The organism is Pantoea sp. Fr+CA_20, assembly GCF_024520835.1.
Classification (GTDB): domain Bacteria; phylum Pseudomonadota; class Gammaproteobacteria; order Enterobacterales; family Enterobacteriaceae; genus Pantoea; species Pantoea allii.
This window is the reverse complement of record NZ_JALNPN010000010.1, coordinates 1-19753: the sequence shown is the minus strand read 5'-3', so window position 1 is coordinate 19753 and position 19753 is coordinate 1. Positions and strand designations below refer to the sequence as shown.

The following is a 19753-nucleotide window of genomic DNA, read 5'->3' as shown; positions in this document are numbered from 1 at the left end:
ATCTGTTACTGCTAATGAACGGCGTAAAAAGAACGCTGAAGTTAAAAAAACCGGAAGATAAAGCCAGCTTTGTAAGCTGGCGTTTTGCGTTGTTATGCGGTTGCATTTTGCTGGCGTTAGGTGGGCTGTTGTCCCGGGTTGCGTGGCTGCAGGTGATCAACCCAGACAAGCTGGTTAAAGAAGGCGATTTACGCTCATTACGCGTTCAGGCGGTGCCGACCGCGCGCGGCATGATCAGCGATCGTGGTGGACGCCCGCTGGCGGTCAGCGTGCCGGTAAATGCGATCTGGGCCGATCCTAAAGAGCTGCATGATGCTGGCGGGGTCACGCTTGACAGCCGCTGGAAAGCCTTATCCGATGCCCTTTCTATCCCCATTGATCAACTGGCCGCACGCGTGAATGCGAATCCCAAAGGGCGCTTTATTTACCTGGCGCGTCAGGTCAATCCCGCCATCGGTGAATACGTTAAAAAACTCAAGCTGCCGGGCATTCATTTGCGTGAAGAGTCCCGACGCTACTACCCGGCTGGTCAGGTGACGTCACATCTCATCGGCTTTACCAATATCGACGGCCAGGGCATTGAAGGCATCGAAAAGAGCTTCGATAAATGGCTGACCGGTGAACCGGGCGAGCGAACCGTGCGTAAAGATCGCTACGGACGTGTGATTGAAGATATCTCTTCGGTTGACAGCCGTGCCGCGCATAACCTGACGCTGAGCATCGACGAACGCCTGCAGGCGCTGGTCTACCGCGAACTCAACAACGCAGTGGCCTTTAACAAAGCGGAATCGGGCACGGCGGTGCTGGTGGATGTGAACACCGGCGAAGTACTGGCAATGGCCAACAGCCCGGCTTACAACCCGAATAACCTGAGCAACACGGCAAAAGACCTGATGCGTAACCGCGCTATCACCGACATTTTCGAGCCTGGCTCAACGGTGAAGCCGATGGTGGTGATGACGGCCCTGCAACGCGGTGTGGTGAAAGAGAACAGCGTACTGAATACCGTTCCCTATCGCGTCAACGGCCATGAAATCAAAGATGTGGCGCGCTACAGCGAACTGACTTTGACAGGTGTTTTACAGAAATCGAGTAACGTCGGTGTTTCACGACTAGCGTTAGCGATGCCCTCCTCAGCGCTTGTAGATACTTATGCGCGCTTTGGACTGGGTAAACCGACCAATTTGGGGCTGGTCGGGGAAAGTAGTGGCTTATACCCTAAAAAACAACGGTGGTCTGACATAGAGAGGGCCACCTTCTCTTTCGGCTACGGGCTAATGGTAACGCCGTTACAGTTAGCGCGAGTCTACGCAACGATTGGCAGCTTCGGCATTGCACGTCCGCTGTCGATAACCAAAGTTGATCCGCCGGTTGGTGGTGAGCGCGTGTTTCCTGAAGCCCTGGTGAAAACCGTGGTGCACATGATGGAAAGCGTGGCGTTACCGGGCGGAGGCGGCGTGAAAGCCGCCATCAAAGGCTATCGCGTGGCGATCAAAACCGGTACCGCGAAAAAGGTCGGGCCGGATGGTCGTTACGTGAATAAATACATTGCCTATACCGCAGGCGTTGCGCCTGCCAGTCGCCCTCGTTTTGCGCTGGTGGTGGTCATTAACGATCCCCAGGCCGGTAAATATTATGGTGGTGCGGTTTCTGCACCGGTGTTCGGTGCCATCATGGGCGGCGTTCTGCGTACCATGAATATCGAACCGGATGCCCTGCCGACCAATGACAAAAACGAGTTGGTGACAAACAGAAGTGAGGAATCAAGTGACAGATCGTAACCTGCGCGACTTACTCGGACCGTGGGTGCCTGACGCACCTGCGCGCCCGTTGCGTGACATGACTCTGGACAGCCGCAGTGCGGCGGCGGGCGATCTGTTTGTGGCCATTGCCGGCCATCAGGTTGATGGTCGCCGGTTTATTCCTCAGGCGATTGCGCAGCGCGTGGCTGCCGTTATCGCGGAAGCAGAAGGGGAAGCGACCGACGGCGAAATTCGTGAGATGCACGGCGTGCCGGTCATTTATCTGGCGCAGCTGCATCAACGTCTTTCTGCTCTGGCAGGCCGTTTTTACCAGCAGCCTGGCGAAAAGCAAAAGCTGATTGGCGTAACCGGTACCAATGGTAAAACGACCACCACGCAGTTACTGGCGCAATGGGCCAGCCTGCTGGGCGAAACCAGTGCCGTGATGGGCACGGTAGGCAATGGGCTGGTCGGGCAACTGGTGCCAGCGGAAAATACCACGGGTTCAGCCGTAGACGTGCAGCACAACCTGGATGAACTGGTCCGGAAAGGCGCATCGCTGACGGCAATGGAAATTTCGTCACACGGGCTGGTGCAGCATCGTGTTTCAGCACTGCCCTTTGCCGCTGCGGTGTTTACCAACCTCAGCCGTGACCATCTCGATTACCACGGTGATATGCAGCAGTATGCGTCGGCAAAATGGTTGTTATTTTCCGAGCATCAGGTCGGTGTGGCCGTGCTTAATGCTGACGATGACGTCGGTCGCCGCTGGCTGGCAAATCTGCCTGATGCCGTGGCAGTCACGATGGAAAATAACCTGCAGCCCGGTAATCATGGCCGCTGGCTTCGTGCGACCGACGTGAACTATCACGATAATGGTGCCGACATTCGCTTCGACTCAAGCTGGGGCGAGGGCGAGATAAACAGCCGCCTGATGGGGGCCTTCAACGTCAGTAACTTACTGTTGGCTCTGGCAACGCTGCTGGCGCTGGGTTATGCGCTGGATGATCTACTGCGGGTTGCGGCAAGACTGCCGCCGGTGAACGGGCGAATGGAAGTCTTCAGCGCCCCGGGTAAGCCTACCGTCGTGGTGGATTATGCCCACACGCCGGATGCCTTAGAGAAAGCACTGGAAGCCGCGCGCCTGCATTGCAAAGGCAAACTGTGGTGCCTGTTCGGATGTGGCGGCGATCGCGACAAAGGTAAGCGCCCACTAATGGGAGCAATTGCTGAGCAGTTTGCCGACGTGGTGGTGGTGACGGATGATAATCCGCGCAGTGAAGATCCTCAGGCGATTGTGCAGGACATTCTGAGTGGGCTGCTCGATCCTGGCCGTGCCCGTGTCGTTTCCGGACGCGCGCAGGCCGTGACCAGCACCATCATGCAGGCTCATCCCGATGACATCGTATTGGTGGCCGGGAAAGGCCATGAAGACTATCAAATTGTTGGCAATCAACGTCTGGATTACTCCGATCGTGCGACGGTCGCCACATTGCTAGGAGGCGTAGCATGATTCCGGTTTCATTGAGCACGTTAGCACAGATCACCAGCGGCACCCTGCACGGCGACGACCTGACATTAAATGATGTCACTACGGATACCCGCAAGGTCACCGCAGGTAGCCTGTTCGTGGCCATCGTGGGCGAGCGTTTTGATGCCCATGACTTTGCAGAAGATGCCATTGCCAAGGGGGCCAAAGCCTTGCTGGTAAGTAAGCGTTTACCTGTATCTGTGCCTCAGGTCGTGGTTAAGGATACGCGCCTGGCGTTTGGCAAGCTGGGAGCATGGGTGCGTCAACAGGCCAGCGCTCGGGTCGTTGCCCTGACAGGCTCTTCCGGTAAGACCTCGGTGAAAGAGATGACGGCTGCGATTTTACGTCAATGTGGTGAAACACTTCATACCGCCGGTAACCTGAACAACGATTTTGGCGTGCCGATGACCTTATTGCGCCTCACGCCTGAACATCAGTTCGCGGTCATTGAGCTGGGTGCAAATCATCAGGGCGAAATCGCCTACACCACCGATCTGGTCCGTCCGGAAAGCGCGCTGGTCAATAACCTTGCCGCGGCTCATCTTGAAGGGTTTGGTTCGCTGGCTGGCGTGGCAAAAGCCAAAGGTGAAATTTTTAACGGTTTGCCCGCGAAGGGAACGGCGATATTAAACGCTGACAGCAATGACTGGCCGCACTGGCAGGAGAACCTGCACGGTAAAACGGTATGGCGTTTCTCCCCCCAGGATGCTGACTGCGATTTTCACGCGCGCGATATTCGCATCAGTCAGGATGGCACGCACTTTGTTATGCACACGCCGCATGGCGAAGCAGACATTACCTTACCGGTGCCGGGACGGCATAATATTGCGAATGCGCTCGCTGCTGCCGCGCTCGCGCTGTCGGTGGATGCCCCGCTCAGCGCAGTGCAGAGTGGCCTGAAAAACCTTCAGTCCGTGCCCGGACGCCTGTTCCCCATTCGCCTCTCCGCGCAGCAACTGCTGCTCGATGACAGCTACAACGCAAACGTCGGCTCAATGATCGCTGCAGCTCAGGTGCTGTCTGAGATGCCGGGTTACCGCGTCATGGTGGTGGGCGATATGGCTGAATTAGGCGACGAAAGCGAACAGTGCCATCGTGAAGTGGGCCTGGCCGCCAAAGCCGCAGGCATTGATCGGGTGTTAAGCACCGGTCAGATAAGCCATTTAATTAGCGAAAGCAGTGGCGTTGGCGAACATTTCAGCGATAAAACCGCGCTGACTGAACGTTTACGCCAGTTACTGTCCGAACACAAAGAAATGACCGTATTGATTAAGGGTTCACGTAGTGCCGCCATGGAGCAGGTAGTACAGAGCTTACAGGAGAAAGGAACATGTTAGTTTGGCTGGCCGAACATCTGGTCGCATTTTATTCCGGCTTTAACGTCTTTTCGTATCTGACGTTTCGCGCCATTGTCAGCCTGCTGACCGCGTTATTTATCTCCCTGTGGATGGGGCCACGCCTGGTTGCGTGGCTGCAGAAACTGCAAATCGGTCAGGTGGTGCGTAACGACGGCCCGGAGTCGCACTTTAGCAAGCGTGGGACGCCGACCATGGGCGGCATCATGATTCTGACTTCGATCACCCTGTCGGTATTAATGTGGGCTTACCCATCCAACCCCTATGTCTGGTGTGTGCTGGTGGTGCTGGTGGGCTTTGGCGTGATTGGCTTTGTCGATGATTACCGCAAAGTAGTACGCAAAGATACCAAAGGGTTGATCGCGCGCTGGAAATACTTCTGGATGTCGGTGGTTTCCCTGGGTGTTGCCTTTGCGCTTTACCTGGCCGGTAAAGATACGCCAGCCACAGAGCTGGTTGTGCCTTTCTTCAAAGACGTGATGCCACAGCTGGGGCTGTTTTACATCGTGCTGGCTTACTTTGTCATTGTGGGTACCGGTAATGCCGTCAACCTGACCGACGGTCTGGATGGCCTGGCCATTATGCCAACCGTCTTTGTGGCGGCAGGTTTTGCACTGGTCGCCTGGGCAACAGGTAACGTGAAATTCGCCGAATATCTGCATATTCCTTATTTACGGCATGCCGGTGAACTGGTGATCGTCTGTACCGCCATCGTGGGGGCAGGATTAGGGTTCCTCTGGTTCAATACCTATCCGGCCCAGGTTTTCATGGGCGATGTCGGATCGCTGGCGCTGGGCGGCGCATTGGGGACCATCGCCGTGCTGCTGCGTCAGGAATTTTTATTAGTGATCATGGGCGGCGTGTTTGTTGTTGAAACGCTGTCGGTGATTCTGCAGGTGGGGTCATTCAAGCTACGCGGGCAACGCATTTTCCGTATGGCACCAATCCACCATCACTACGAACTGAAAGGCTGGCCAGAGCCGCGCGTCATTGTGCGCTTCTGGATTATTTCGCTCATGCTGGTGCTGATTGGCCTGGCGACGCTGAAGGTACGGTAATCATGGCTGACTATCGCGGGAGAAAAGTCGTCATCATCGGATTAGGCCTGACCGGGCTGTCCTGTGTTGATTTCTTTGTAGCGCAGGGCGTAACGCCACGCGTGATGGATACCCGTATGTCACCGCCAGGGCTGGATAAGTTGCCTGAGCAGGTAGAGCGCTACGTGGGCGGTATCAACAGTGACTGGCTGTTAGCGGCAGACCTTATCATTGCCAGCCCCGGTATTGCGCTGGCGCATCCGGCGTTGTGTGAAGCTGCGGACGCGGGCATCGAAATCGTCGGTGACATTGAGCTGTTTTGTCGTGAAGCACAGGCACCGATTGTGGCGATTACCGGCTCGAACGGAAAAAGTACGGTCACCACCCTGGTCGGCGAAATGGCGAAGGCGGCAGGCTGGCAGGTAGGCGTGGGTGGCAATATTGGTTTGCCCGCGCTCAGCCTGCTGAAAGCGCCTGCGCAGCTGTATGTGCTGGAGCTCTCCAGCTTTCAGTTGGAAACCACGCACAGCCTGAAAGCCGCAGCCGCCACCATTCTTAACGTGACGGAAGATCATATGGATCGCTATCCGTTAGGTATGCAGCAGTATCGGGCAGCCAAACTGCGTATTTACGAGAACGCCCAGGTTTGTGTGGTGAACGCTGATGATGGCATGACGATGCCGGTGCGCGGCGCTGACGCGCGCTGTGTGAGTTTTGGCATCGATATCGGGGATTACCATCTCAATAAGCAGCAGGGCAGTATCTGGCTCCGCGCCAAAGGCGAGAAGGTGCTGAACACCGATGAAATGACGCTGGTGGGGCAACATAATTACACCAATGCGCTGGCGGCATTAGCGTTGGCAGATGCGGTGGGGTTACCACGATCCACCAGCCTGTCTGCGCTTGCAGCCTATTCCGGCCTGCCACACCGTTTTCAACTGGTTCATGAGAGTCGCGGCGTACGCTGGATTAATGATTCAAAAGCGACCAACGTCGGCAGTACAGAAGCCGCATTAAAAGGCTTGCAGGTTAACGGCACGCTCTGGCTGCTGCTTGGTGGGGATGGCAAATCAGCAGACTTCTCGCCGTTGGCGTCTTATGTTCAGGGCGATCGTATCCGGTTGTTCTGCTTTGGTCGCGATGGTGATGCGCTGGCCGCGCTGCGGCCCGACGTCGCAGTACGCACTGAAACGCTGCAGCAGGCTATGGAACAGATTGCCAGGCAGGTCCAGCCGGGCGATATGGTACTGCTTTCGCCAGCCTGTGCCAGCCTCGATCAGTTTCGCAGTTTTGAGCAGCGCGGTGACGTCTTCGCGCAACTGGCCAGGGAGCTAAGCTGATGCGTATTCCTGGTTCGGGCATTGCGAGTTACCTGTCCAGTCGGTTGAGTAACTGGGTAATGGGGTCGCGCGAAAGCGATGATACCTCGCTGGTGCTCTATGACCGTACGTTGCTCTGGTTAACGCTGGGATTAGCCGCCATCGGCTTTGTGATGGTGACCTCTGCGTCGATGCCGGTAGGTCAGCGTCTGAATGACGATCCGTTCTATTTTGCCAAGCGTGATGCGTTTTATATCGCCCTGGCATTCGGTATGGCGCTGGTTACCCTGCGTGTCCCGATGGATTTCTGGCAGCGTTACAGCAACGTGATGCTGATGGTGTCTGTCGCCATGCTGTTGATTGTTTTAGTCGTGGGTAGCTCGGTCAATGGTGCTTCACGCTGGATTGCGTTAGGCCCGCTACGTATCCAGCCAGCCGAATTATCTAAACTCACGCTCTTCTGCTATCTCGCCAGTTACCTGGTGCGTAAAGTCGAAGAGGTGCGAAATAACTTCTGGGGCTTCTGTAAGCCGATGGGCGTGATGGTCGTGCTGGCTGTACTGCTGCTGGCTCAACCGGACCTTGGGACGGTGGTGGTGCTGTTTGTTACCACGCTGGCGATGCTGTTTCTGGCGGGGGCCAAGCTGTGGCAGTTTCTGGCCATCATCGGCTCCGGCATTTTTGCCGTGGTGCTGTTGATTATCGCCGAGCCATACCGTATGCGCCGCGTCACGTCATTCTGGGACCCATGGGAAGATCCTTTCGGCAGCGGCTACCAGCTTACACAATCGCTGATGGCGTTTGGCCGCGGTGAATTCTGGGGCCAGGGGCTGGGGAATTCGGTTCAGAAACTGGAATATCTGCCCGAAGCGCATACCGACTTTATTTTCTCCATTATCGGAGAAGAACTGGGTTACATCGGTGTGGTTTTAGCGCTGTTAATGGTATTCTTCGTCGCTTTTCGCGCAATGTCGATCGGTCGACGCGCGCTTGAACTTGACCAACGTTTTTCGGGCTTCTTAGCCTGTTCAATCGGCGTATGGTTTAGCTTTCAGGCACTGGTCAACGTGGGCGCCGCGGCGGGTATGTTACCGACCAAAGGGCTGACGTTACCGTTAATTAGTTACGGTGGTTCGAGTCTCATCATTATGTCTACGGCCATCGTATTTTTGTTACGTATTGATTATGAAACGCGTCTGGCTAAAGCGCAGGCGTTTACCCGAGGTGGTCGATGAGTGGTAAACGATTGATGGTCATGGCAGGTGGCACTGGCGGACATGTGTTCCCGGGGCTGGCCGTGGCCCATCATCTGAAAGCGCAGGGCTGGGAAGTTCGCTGGTTAGGCACCGCAGATCGTATGGAAGCCGACCTGGTACCCAAGCACGGTATCGACATCGACTTTATCCGTATCAGCGGATTACGCGGCAAGGGCATCAAAGCCCTGTTGCTAGCGCCGGTGCGTATTTTTAACGCCTGGCGTCAGGCTCGCAAGATTATTAAAGCCTGGAAGCCGGACGTCGTGCTGGGCATGGGTGGCTATGTATCGGGCCCGGGTGGCCTGGCTGCCTGGAGTTGTGGTGTCCCTGTCGTGCTGCATGAGCAAAACGGTATTGCCGGACTCACCAACAAGTGGCTGGCAAAAATTGCCACCAAAGTTATGCAGGCATTTCCCGGTGCGTTTCCCCACGCAGAGGTGGTAGGAAACCCGGTGCGTACTGACGTGCTGGCCCTGCCATCACCGACTCAGCGCCTGGCCGGGCGCAGTGGTGCCATCCGTATTCTGGTGGTGGGCGGCAGTCAGGGCGCGCGCGTTCTTAACCAGACGGTGCCCCTGGTTGCGGCAAAACTGGGTGAGCAGATCACCGTCTGGCATCAGACCGGTAAAGGTGCATTGCAGGACGTAGAGCATGCCTATCAGCAGGCAGGTCAGCAGCACAAGGTGACCGAATTTATTGATGATATGGCGGCGGCGTATGCCTGGGCTGATGTAGTGATTTGTCGCTCAGGTGCACTGACGGTGAGTGAAATTGCTGCCGCGGGATTACCGGCCATCTTCGTGCCGTTTCAGCACAAAGATCGTCAGCAGTACTGGAATGCCTTGCCGCTTGAGGGCGCAGGTGCAGCCAAAATTTTTGAGCAGCCGCAGTTTACAGCGGAGGCGGTAGCGGAAACGTTGCGTCACTGGGATCGCCCGACATTACTCGCGATGGCTGAAAAAGCCCATGAGGTGGCGGTACCCGATGCGACTGAACGGGTCGCGCAGGCAGTGGCTCACGCCGCACATTAACGCATCAGGTCAGCCTGGCTGACCCGTGCTCAAACTGAGCACAAACTGAATGAGTAGGTAGGTAATAAAGCGTAATGAATACACAACAACTGGCGAAACTGCGTTCAATCGTGCCCGAGATGCGTCGCGTCCGGCACATTCACTTTGTCGGCATCGGCGGTGCTGGCATGGGCGGTATTGCCGAAGTGTTAGCAAATGAAGGCTACCATATCAGCGGTTCTGATCTGGCGCCGAATCCGGTAACACAAAATCTGATCAAACTGGGCGCAACGATTTACTTTAACCATCGCCCGGAAAACGTAACGGATGCCAGCGTAGTCGTGGTGTCCAGCGCCGTTGCGCAGGACAATCCTGAACTGGTGGCGGCACGCGAGCAACGTATCCCGGTGATTCGTCGCGCGGAGATGCTGGCAGAACTGATGCGCTTTCGTCACGGTATTGCGATTGCCGGCACGCACGGCAAAACCACGACAACAGCCATGGTGTCGAGCATTTACGCAGAAGGTGGCCTGGACCCGACTTTCGTTAACGGGGGGCTGGTTAAAGCGGCAGGCACGCATGCGCGTTTAGGCAGCAGCCGCTATCTGATCGCCGAAGCGGATGAGAGCGATGCGTCATTCCTCCATCTGCAGCCAATGGTCGCTGTCGTCACCAATATCGAAGCGGATCATATGGACACCTATCAGGGAGATTTTGAAAACCTGAAGCAGACGTTCATTAATTTCCTGCACAATTTGCCGTTCTACGGCCGCGCAGTCATGTGCGTCGATGATGCCGTGATTCGTGACCTGCTTCCTCGCGTAGGCCGCCAGATTACGACCTATGGCTTCAGTGACGATGCTGACTTCCGCATCGAAGACTTTGAACAGCGTGGTGCACAGGTGCACTTTAGCCTGATTCGTCAGGACAAGGCGCCGTTACAGATCACCCTGAACGCGCCGGGTCGGCACAATGCATTAAACGCAGCAGCGGCCGTAGCCGTTGCCAGCGAAGAAGGAATTGAAGACAGCGCCATTCTGGCGGCGCTGGAAAGCTTTCAGGGAACCGGCCGTCGTTTCGATCAGTTGGGCGAGTTTCCTACCGAACCGGTCAACGGTCAGCCTGGCACCGCCATGCTGGTGGATGATTATGGTCATCATCCCACGGAAGTGGACGCTACCATCAAAGCGGCGCGCGCGGGTTGGCCTGATAAAAAACTGGCGATGGTGTTTCAGCCGCACCGTTACACGCGAACCCGTGACCTGTTTGATGATTTTGCCAACGTGCTGTCTCAGGTTGACGTTTTGCTGATGCTGGATGTGTACGCGGCAGGTGAAACGCCCATTCCTGGCGCGGACAGCCGTGCACTGTGCCGTGCCATTCGTAACCGTGGCAAGGTCGATCCTATTCTGGTGCCGGAGCATGATTCGCTCGTTGAAATGCTGGCACCTTTGCTGTCAGGTAACGATCTGATTCTGGTTCAGGGTGCAGGGAACGTAGGTAAAGTGGCGCGTAAACTGGCCGACTGCAAATTGCAGCCAGAGCGCAAAGTGGAGGGCCGTCATGCCTAAAGTTGCCGTTTTAATGGGCGGCACGTCAGCCGAGCGCGACGTGTCCCTGATGTCCGGCGGTGCCGTGCTGGCCGGCTTACGCGAAGCAGGTATTGACGCACAGGGTATTGATACCCGCGACGTTTCAGTGCTGGATTTAACTGCACAAGGTTTTGAAAAGGTGTTTATCGCCCTGCACGGTCGTGGCGGTGAAGACGGCACGCTTCAGGCGGTGCTGGAGTTCCTGCAGTTGCCCTATACCGGCAGCGGCGTGATGGCATCGGCCGTGACCATGGACAAACTGCGCACCAAGCTGCTGTGGCAGGGCAGGGGACTGCCGGCGGGTAAATTTGTCTGGATCACGCGTGAACAGATGCAGGCCGGTCTGGATACGGCCACCAAGACAGCGATTAGCGCATTAGGTTTACCGCTGTTCGTTAAACCGAGCAGCGAAGGGTCCAGTGTTGGGATCAGCCGCGTGAATCAGCAGAGCGATCTGACCGCAGCACTGGAAGAAGCATTTCGCCACGACGATAACGTGCTGGTTGAGGCGTTTCTGAGCGGTGAGGAATATACCGTTGGCATTCTGGGCGAGCAGATTCTGCCAGCCATAAAAATAAAGACCGCCAGCGAGTTCTATGACTATGAAGCTAAATACATTTCTGACGATACTCAGTACTTCTGTCCAGCCGGACTGAGTGCAGAGCGTGAGGCAGAATTACAACAGCTGGTTTGGTCTGCCTGGCGTGCACTGGGATGCAGTGGCTGGGGACGCGTTGATGTCATGACCGATGGTGAAGGACACTTCCAACTGTTGGAAGCGAACACGTCACCCGGTATGACCAGCCACAGCTTGGTGCCGATGGCAGCAAAGCAGGCTGGCCTGACGTTTTCTCAGTTGGTTGTACGCATTCTGGAACTGGCCGACTGATATGTCACAGGCGGCGATGAACGTACGTAACCGTGAGGCGCAGGAGCGGGCACGCAACGGTCGCAGTAACGGTGCCCGGCTCTTCGGCATCGTGTTTCTGCTGATGGTGATGGGCGTAATGATTGCGGGTGGCTTAGTGGTGCTGAAGTGGATGAACGATGCCTCTCGGTTACCGCTGTCAAAGCTGGTAGTGACGGGACAACTGCATTACACCACTCACGACGATATTCGCCAGGCGATTTTGTCGTTAGGTTCACCTGGCACCTTTATGTCGCAGGATGTGAACATCATCCAGCAGCAGATAGAAAGATTGCCATGGATAAAGCAGGTCAGCGTGCGTAAGCAGTGGCCGGATGAACTGAAAATCCATCTGGTGGAATATACGCCGGTGGCGCGCTGGAACGACTCTCACATGGTTGACAGCGACGGCGTGTCATTCAGCGTACCGGCTAACCATATGGGTAAAGAAACGCTGCCGATGTTATACGGTCCAGAAGGCAGTGAAAAAGAGGTGCTGGCGGGTTATCACAGTATGGATGACGTGCTGAAAGCTAGGAAGTTTACCCTGAAGGTGGCGTCGATGACGGCGCGGCGTTCATGGCAGTTAGTGACCAGCGATGATGTACGTATTGAGCTGGGTCGTACCGATACCATGAAGCGTCTGAATCGTTTTATTGAGCTCTATCCGGTGCTGCTGCAGCAAGGTCAGAATGAACACAAGCGCATCAACTCGGTTGATTTACGCTATGACTCTGGCGCTTCTGTTGGCTGGACACCGATAGTGATGGAGCCACAGGACAGTAATCAGCAACAAAACCAGGCACAGGCTAAACAACAATGATCAAGGCAACGGACAGAAAACTGGTAGTTGGACTCGAAATCGGCACTGCGAAGGTCGCCGCCCTGGTTGGGGAAATTCTGCCTGATGGTATGGTCAATATTATTGGGGTCGGCAGTTGCCCGTCCCGCGGTATGGATAAAGGTGGCGTAAACGATCTTGAGTCGGTGGTGAAATGCGTACAGCGCGCCATCGATCAGGCTGAGTTGATGGCGGATTGCCAGATCTCCTCCGTTTACCTTGCATTATCGGGCAAACATATCAGTTGTCAGAACGAAATCGGGATGGTTCCGATTTCCGAAGAGGAAGTGACTCAGGATGATGTAGAGAATGTGGTGCATACGGCCAAGTCAGTGCGCGTTCGTGACGAGCATCGCATTCTGCACGTTATTCCTCAGGAATATGCCATCGACTATCAGGAAGGCATTAAAAATCCGGTTGGTCTGTCAGGTGTGCGCATGCAGGCAAAGGTGCATTTGATCACCTGTCACAACGACATGGCAAAAAATATTGTCAAAGCCGTTGAACGTTGTGGCCTCAAAGTTGACCAACTGATTTTTGCCGGTCTGGCATCCAGCTTTGCGGTCCTGACCGAAGACGAACGCGAACTGGGCGTTTGTGTGGTGGATATTGGTGGCGGCACAATGGATATCGCCGTCTACACGGGCGGCGCATTACGTCATACTAAGGTTATTCCTTATGCTGGCAATGTGGTCACCAGTGATATCGCCTACGCATTTGGTACGCCGCCCACCGATGCGGAAGCCATCAAAGTGCGACACGGCTGTGCACTCGGGTCGATCGTCGGAAAAGACGAAAACGTTGAAGTGCCAAGCGTGGGCGGACGGCCGCCACGTAGCCTGCAACGTCAGACGCTGGCCGAGGTGATCGAGCCACGTTACACAGAGCTTTTAAATCTGGTCAATGACGAGATTTTGCAGTTACAAGAGCAGCTTCGCCAGCAGGGCGTTAAACACCATCTTGCAGCAGGGATTGTGTTAACCGGCGGCGCGGCGCAGATTGAAGGATTGGCCGCCTGTGCGCAGCGCGTATTTCATACGCAGGTGCGCATTGGACAGCCGCTAAACATCACGGGTCTGACGGACTACGCGCAGGAGTCTTACTATTCCACTGCGGTGGGGCTGTTGCACTACGGTAAAGAGTCACACCTGAACGGTGACGCAGAGGCTGAAAAGCGCGTTTCCGTGGGTAACTGGTTTAAACGTATTAATAGTTGGTTAAAAAAAGAGTTTTAATTTTTGTAAAAGGGGATCATGCTGTTTTCTTTAGTGATCTCCAGGCGACAGGCACATAACGGAGAGAAATCATGTTTGAACCTATGGAATTAACCAATGACGCGGTGATTAAAGTCATCGGCGTCGGCGGTGGCGGTGGCAACGCCGTAGAGCACATGGTACGCGAGCGTATCGAAGGTGTGGAATTCTTCGCTGTGAATACCGACGCTCAGGCGTTGCGTAAGACAGCGGTCGGCCAGACCATCCAGATTGGTAATAACATTACCAAGGGGCTGGGCGCGGGTGCTAACCCGGAAGTAGGCCGTAACTCTGCAGAAGAAGATCGCGAAGCACTGCGTTCTGCGCTGGAAGGGGCAGACATGGTGTTCATCGCAGCAGGTATGGGTGGCGGTACCGGTACCGGCGCAGCGCCTGTTGTGGCTGAAGTGGCCAAAGATTTAGGTATTTTGACCGTCGCGGTCGTGACCAAGCCTTTTAACTTTGAAGGCAAGAAGCGCATGGCGTTTGCTGAGCAGGGTATCGCTGAGCTGTCCAAGCACGTGGATTCACTGATTACCATTCCTAACGACAAGCTGTTAAAAGTCCTTGGACGTGGTATTTCCCTGCTCGATGCTTTTGGCGCGGCTAACGACGTACTGAAAGGCGCCGTACAGGGTATCGCCGAGCTGATTACTCGTCCTGGCCTGATGAACGTGGACTTCGCTGACGTGCGTACCGTAATGTCAGAAATGGGTTACGCAATGATGGGTTCTGGCGTGGCCTGTGGTGAAGACCGTGCAGAAGAAGCCGCTGAGATGGCGATCTCCAGCCCACTGCTGGAAGATATCGATCTCTCTGGTGCGCGCGGCGTGCTGGTCAACATTACTGCGGGCTTTGACCTGCGTCTGGATGAGTTTGAAACCGTGGGTAACACTATTCGCGCCTTCGCCTCAGACAACGCAACCGTCGTGATTGGTACCTCGCTGGACCCAGAAATGAATGACGAACTGCGCGTCACTGTGGTGGCAACCGGTATTGGCATGGATAAGCGTCCAGAGATCACCCTGGTCACTAACAAACCAGCCAGTCAGCCTGTGATGGATCATCGTTACCAGCAGCACGGTATGTCTCCGCTGCCGCAGGAGCAAAAACCTGCCGCTAAAGTGGTGAACGATCAGAGTGCACAGTCTAACAAAGAGCCAGATTACCTTGATATTCCGGCATTTTTGCGTAAGCAGGCCGACTAGGAATAACCCTATAATTGGGATTTCCCGCTCTTTGTGCTAAAGTGTTCGCCCGCTGGTAACGTATACTGGCGGTCGGAAAGCGATATTGCGAGATAATAACGATGATCAAACAAAGGACATTAAAACGTATTGTTCAGGCGACAGGTGTCGGTTTACATACCGGCAAGAAAGTCAGTCTGACCCTGCGCCCTGCGCCGGCTAATACCGGGGTCATCTATCGTCGCACTGACTTGAATCCACCGGTTGATTTTCCGGCTGATGCAAAATACGTGCGCGACACCATGCTGAGCACCTGCCTGGTGAACGATGAAGGCGTGCGTATTTCGACAGTTGAACACTTAAATGCCGCACTGGCAGGTCTTGGCATCGATAACATCATTGTCGAAGTCGATGCGCCAGAAATCCCGATTATGGACGGCAGTGCAGCGCCTTTCATCTATCTGCTGATGGATGCAGGTATCGAGCAGCTCAGCAGCGCCAAGAAATTTGTGCGTGTTAAGCAGACTGTGCGTGTTGAAGACGGTGACAAATGGGCAGAGATCAAACCTTATAACGGTTTCTCGCTTGATTTCACTATCGATTTCAAACACCCGGCTATCGATTCCAGCTCTCAGCGCTACCAGATGAAATTCTCTGCCGAAGCGTTTGTTCGTCAGATTAGCCGTGCACGTACTTTTGGCTTCATGCGTGAAATCGAATATCTGCAGTCTAAAGGCCTGTGCCTGGGCGGTAGTTTAGATTGTGCGATTGGCCTTGATGATTTCCGCGTGCTTAATGAAGAAGGCCTGCGTTTTGAAGACGAGTTCGTGCGTCACAAAATGCTGGATGCTATCGGCGATCTGTTTATGTGTGGCCACAATATTATTGGCGCGTTCACCGCGTTCAAATCAGGCCATGCGCTGAACAACAAACTGCTGCAGGCCGTTTTGGCTAAGCAGGAAGCCTGGGAATGGGCAACCTTCGAAGACGAAGCTGAATTGCCACTGGCGTTCAAAGCACCAAATTTGGTTCTGGCTTAAATCCGTTCAGAACGTAAAACGGCTGGCTGTGCTGACACTCTCTCCGGTCAGTGGCACCAGCCGTTTTTTATTGCCTCGCTGTTAATCTCCGCTTGTTGCGATAGCATTCCCACGTCAAAGCAAACAATTGCTGAATTGCTGCACAATCGCGCGCGATTTCTCCCGTTGTTGCGCTAATCCCAGGTGTCGCCGCGCCACATTAGTGTTACTATCTCTGGCGCTTTTACAGGCTGCATGCTGCTGAAAACCGCGGTGAATAATTAAAATGTTATGCGCAATGGAACAATTGTGATCGGAATCCTTCTACGCTGGCGACAATTAGGTAGACGCTATTTCTGGCCTCATTTCCTTCTCGGAATGGTGGCGGCCAGTCTTGGCTTGCCAGCGTGTGCGCAAACGGCTGAACTCAATACCGCATCAGAATCTTCCGCCAGTAGCCTGTTTATCGGCAATGCCGTTCGTTTTGACCATTTGATTCGTCTTCAGGAAGCCTCGCGACGTCCCAGTTTCTCGGTTGACTACTGGCACCAGCACGCCATCCGCACGGTTATCCGCCATCTCTCTTTCACGTTAACGCCGCAGGCGCAGGCGGAAGAGCAGGTGCATCCGCTGGCCGCACAAAAGCTAGCGTTGATTGATTCACTTCATGCATTATTAACCTCCCAGGCGGCACAACCCAGCATCCCGGTTCGTGTCTCCTCGCAACCCCTTCCTGCCGCTCCGACACAGACGCGTTCTGACGGACATGGCAAAGTGCACGGTATCCGTGCCGGACCCGCTTTATTGTTCTGCTAATCTCTTTGTTTTTAATCCCATTTAGATTTCGCAGTCCGGACTCTCCGGCTGAATTGAGAATATATTTATTATGTTAATCAAAATGTTGACCAAGGTTTTTGGTAGCAGCAACGATCGTACTTTGCGCCGCATGCGTAAAAACGTTGATATCATCAACAAGATGGAGCCCGAGTTCGAGGTGCTCTCCGATGACGAGCTGAAAGCCAAAACGGTACTCTTCCGTGAGCGCCTGAAAAAAGGTGAATCACTGGAAAGCCTTATCCCCGAAGCCTTTGCAACCGTACGTGAAGCCAGTAAACGTGTGTTTGGCATGCGTCACTTTGACGTGCAGCTGATTGGCGGCATGGTGCTGAATAACCGCTGTATCGCAGAGATGCGTACCGGTGAAGGTAAAACCCTGACGGCAACCCTGCCGGCCTATTTGAATGCCTTAACCGGCCAGGGCGTACACGTCGTCACCGTCAACGACTATCTGGCCCAGCGTGATGCGGAAAATAACCGTCCGTTGTTTGAGTTTCTTGGCCTGAGCGTCGGGATCAACATGTCTGGCCTGCCTTCTGTCGCCAAACGCGAAGCCTATGCAGCAGACATCACCTACGGTACCAACAACGAGTACGGCTTTGACTATCTGCGTGACAACATGGCGTTCAGTCCAGAAGAGCGCGTACAGCGTAAGCTGCACTATGCACTGGTGGATGAAGTTGACTCCATCCTGATTGATGAAGCGCGTACGCCGCTGATCATTTCTGGTCCGGCCGAAGACAGCTCAGAACTTTACACCAAAGTGAATAAAATCATTCCTCATTTGATTCGCCAGGAAAAGGAAGATTCAGACAACTTCCAGGGCGAAGGCGACTATTGGGTCGATGAGAAGGCGCGTCAGGCGCACATGAGCGAGCGCGGTCTGGTAAAAGTAGAAGAACTGCTGGTAAGTCAGGGCATTATGGTGGAAGGCGAATCACTTTATTCACCGACCAATATTATGCTGATGCACCACGTTACTGCGGCACTTCGCGCCCATGCGCTGTTCACGCGCGATGTCGACTACATTGTAAAAGATGATGAAGTCGTCATTGTCGACGAACATACAGGTCGTACGATGCAGGGTCGTCGCTGGTCTGACGGTCTGCATCAGGCGATTGAAGCCAAAGAAGGCGTTGAGATTCAGAACGAAAACCAGACCCTGGCTTCTATCACCTTCCAGAACTACTTCCGCCTTTATGACAAGCTGGCGGGGATGACCGGTACAGCTGATACCGAAGCGTTTGAGTTCAGCTCCATCTACAAACTCGATACCATTGTTGTGCCGACCAACCGTCCTATGGTGCGTAAAGATCTTGCCGATCTGGTTTATATGACCGAGAAAGAGAAGATCGATGCCATCATTGAAGACATCCGCGAGCGTACCGCCAACGGACAACCTGTGTTGGTCGGTACGATTTCGATTGAGAAATCAGAAGTGGTATCAAACGAACTGACGCGCGCCGGCATTAAACACAATGTTCTGAATGCGAAGTTCCATGCCCGCGAAGCGGATATCGTGGCGCAGGCCGGTCAACCGGGTGCTGTCACTATCGCCACTAACATGGCGGGCCGTGGTACGGATATCATGCTGGGCGGTAGCTGGCACGCAGAAGTTGCCGAGCTTGAAAACCCATCAGATGCGCAAATCGAAGAGATTAAAGCCGCCTGGCAGATTCGCCATGATGCGGTGCTGGCTTCGGGCGGTCTGCATATCGTGGGTACTGAACGTCACGAATCACGTCGTATTGATAACCAGCTACGTGGTCGTGCGGGTCGTCAGGGTGACGCCGGTTCTTCACGCTTCTACCTGTCCATGGAAGATGCGCTGATGCGTATCTTTGCCTCGGATCGTGTTTCCAACATGATGCGCAAACTGGGAATGAAACCTGGCGAGGCCATTGAGCATCCGTGGGTGACCAAAGCCATTGCCAACGCGCAGCGTAAGGTGGAAAGCCGTAACTTCGATATTCGTAAGCAACTGCTGGAATATGATGACGTGGCCAACGATCAGCGTCGTGCTATCTATAGCCAGCGTAATGAACTCCTTGATGTGTCTGATGTGTCAGAAACCATCAACAGTATTCGCGAAGACGTCTATAAATCCATTATCGACAGCTATATTCCGCCTCAGTCGCTGGAAGAAATGTGGGATGTGCCGGGCCTTGAAGAGCGCCTGCGTAACGATTTCGATCTGGATCTGCCGATTAGCGAATGGCTGGACAAAGAACCGGATCTGCATGAAGAGACGTTGCGTGAACGTATCATGACGCACGCCGCCGAAAGTTATGCGGAAAAAGAAGAGATCGTCGGCGCGGAAATGATGCGCAACTTTGAGAAAGGCGTCATGCTGCAAACGCTGGACTCGTTGTGGAAAGAGCACCTGGCCGCAATGGATTATCTGCGTCAGGGCATCCACTTACGTGGATATGCGCAAAAAGATCCTAAGCAGGAATATAAGCGTGAATCGTTCGCTATGTTTGCCGCGATGCTGGAAACGCTTAAGTACGAAGTGATCAGTACCCTGAGCAAAGTACAGGTTCGTATGCCGGAAGAAGTCGAAGCGATGGAGCAACAACGTCGTGAAGAGGCCGAGCGCCTGGCACAACAACAGCAGTTGAGCCATGCCAGCGAAGAAATCCTGGCGGCGGAGTCCGTTGCGCAGCAGGGCGGCGAACGTAAAGTGGGCCGTAACGATCCTTGCCCGTGCGGTTCAGGTAAAAAATACAAACAGTGTCACGGTCGTCTGGCCTGATCACGTTGTTGACTAGTCCTGGCATAGGTTGACACTTTTTTATCTTTTAAAACGCCTGATGTACCTCATCAGGCGTTTTGTATTTTAATGACAGATGAGGACGCTGGCTGTT

General features: G+C 54.5%; 15 protein-coding genes. All 15 read left to right on the top strand.

What is annotated here, in order from left to right; translation table 11 throughout:
• The first annotated feature begins 14 nt into the window (after positions 1 to 14).
• The 15 genes from NR177_RS13410 to secA all read left to right on the top strand — a co-directional run bounded on the left by NR177_RS13410 (position 15) and on the right by secA (position 19641).
• Positions 15 to 1781 (top strand): peptidoglycan glycosyltransferase FtsI, encoded by a 1767-nt coding sequence (locus NR177_RS13410; protein ID WP_063878399.1) that lies wholly within the window; start codon positions 15 to 17, stop codon positions 1779 to 1781.
• Positions 1768 to 3255, top strand: a complete 1488-nt coding sequence (gene murE, locus NR177_RS13405) for a UDP-N-acetylmuramoyl-L-alanyl-D-glutamate--2,6-diaminopimelate ligase (RefSeq protein WP_256853051.1) — start codon at positions 1768 to 1770, stop codon at positions 3253 to 3255. The genes NR177_RS13410 and murE overlap by 14 nt, the downstream gene beginning before the upstream one ends.
• Positions 3252 to 4610 (top strand): UDP-N-acetylmuramoyl-tripeptide--D-alanyl-D-alanine ligase, encoded by a 1359-nt coding sequence (gene murF, locus NR177_RS13400; RefSeq protein WP_256853050.1) that lies wholly within the window; start codon positions 3252 to 3254, stop codon positions 4608 to 4610. The genes murE and murF overlap by 4 nt, the downstream gene beginning before the upstream one ends.
• Positions 4604 to 5686 (top strand): phospho-N-acetylmuramoyl-pentapeptide-transferase, encoded by a 1083-nt coding sequence (gene mraY / locus NR177_RS13395; RefSeq protein ID WP_256853049.1) that lies wholly within the window; start codon positions 4604 to 4606, stop codon positions 5684 to 5686. The genes murF and mraY overlap by 7 nt, the downstream gene beginning before the upstream one ends.
• 2 nt (positions 5687 to 5688) lie before the next feature.
• On the top strand, positions 5689 to 7005 hold the full coding sequence (gene murD / locus NR177_RS13390; protein WP_256853048.1) for a UDP-N-acetylmuramoyl-L-alanine--D-glutamate ligase: 1317 nt from the start codon (positions 5689 to 5691) through the stop codon (positions 7003 to 7005).
• Positions 7005 to 8219, top strand: a complete 1215-nt coding sequence (ftsW, locus tag NR177_RS13385; RefSeq protein WP_063878403.1) for a cell division protein FtsW — start codon at positions 7005 to 7007, stop codon at positions 8217 to 8219. Before murD ends, ftsW begins: the two co-directional genes overlap by 1 nt.
• On the top strand, positions 8216 to 9271 hold the full coding sequence (gene murG, locus NR177_RS13380; RefSeq protein ID WP_109716540.1) for an undecaprenyldiphospho-muramoylpentapeptide beta-N-acetylglucosaminyltransferase: 1056 nt from the start codon (positions 8216 to 8218) through the stop codon (positions 9269 to 9271). The genes ftsW and murG overlap by 4 nt, the downstream gene beginning before the upstream one ends.
• Before the next feature lie 74 nt (positions 9272 to 9345).
• Positions 9346 to 10821, top strand: coding sequence for a UDP-N-acetylmuramate--L-alanine ligase (gene murC / locus NR177_RS13375; RefSeq protein WP_256853047.1), 1476 nt, complete (start codon positions 9346 to 9348; stop codon positions 10819 to 10821).
• Positions 10814 to 11731: a D-alanine--D-alanine ligase gene (locus tag NR177_RS13370; protein WP_145393616.1), complete on the top strand. Its 918-nt coding sequence runs from the start codon at positions 10814 to 10816 to the stop codon at positions 11729 to 11731. The genes murC and NR177_RS13370 overlap by 8 nt, the downstream gene beginning before the upstream one ends.
• A 1-nt stretch (position 11732) precedes the next feature.
• Positions 11733 to 12572 (top strand): cell division protein FtsQ, encoded by an 840-nt coding sequence (gene ftsQ / locus NR177_RS13365; protein ID WP_063878407.1) that lies wholly within the window; start codon positions 11733 to 11735, stop codon positions 12570 to 12572.
• Positions 12569 to 13825 carry a cell division protein FtsA gene (ftsA, locus tag NR177_RS13360; protein ID WP_063878408.1) on the top strand — a complete coding sequence of 419 codons (1257 nt, stop codon included), beginning with the start codon at positions 12569 to 12571 and terminating at the stop codon, positions 13823 to 13825. The genes ftsQ and ftsA overlap by 4 nt, the downstream gene beginning before the upstream one ends.
• Positions 13826 to 13896: 71 nt before the next feature.
• Positions 13897 to 15051, top strand: a complete 1155-nt coding sequence (gene ftsZ / locus NR177_RS13355; protein ID WP_013024618.1) for a cell division protein FtsZ — start codon at positions 13897 to 13899, stop codon at positions 15049 to 15051.
• Between the two features lie 101 nt (positions 15052 to 15152).
• Complete coding sequence (gene lpxC, locus NR177_RS13350; protein WP_063878409.1) at positions 15153 to 16070, top strand: UDP-3-O-acyl-N-acetylglucosamine deacetylase; 918 nt, start codon at positions 15153 to 15155, stop codon at positions 16068 to 16070.
• 288 nt (positions 16071 to 16358) lie between these two features.
• Complete coding sequence (secM, locus tag NR177_RS13345; RefSeq protein WP_241567497.1) at positions 16359 to 16865, top strand: secA translation cis-regulator SecM; 507 nt, start codon at positions 16359 to 16361, stop codon at positions 16863 to 16865.
• A gap of 70 nt (positions 16866 to 16935) precedes the next feature.
• Positions 16936 to 19641: a preprotein translocase subunit SecA gene (gene secA, locus NR177_RS13340; protein WP_063878411.1), complete on the top strand. Its 2706-nt coding sequence runs from the start codon at positions 16936 to 16938 to the stop codon at positions 19639 to 19641.
• Positions 19642 to 19753: the final 112 nt, after the last annotated feature.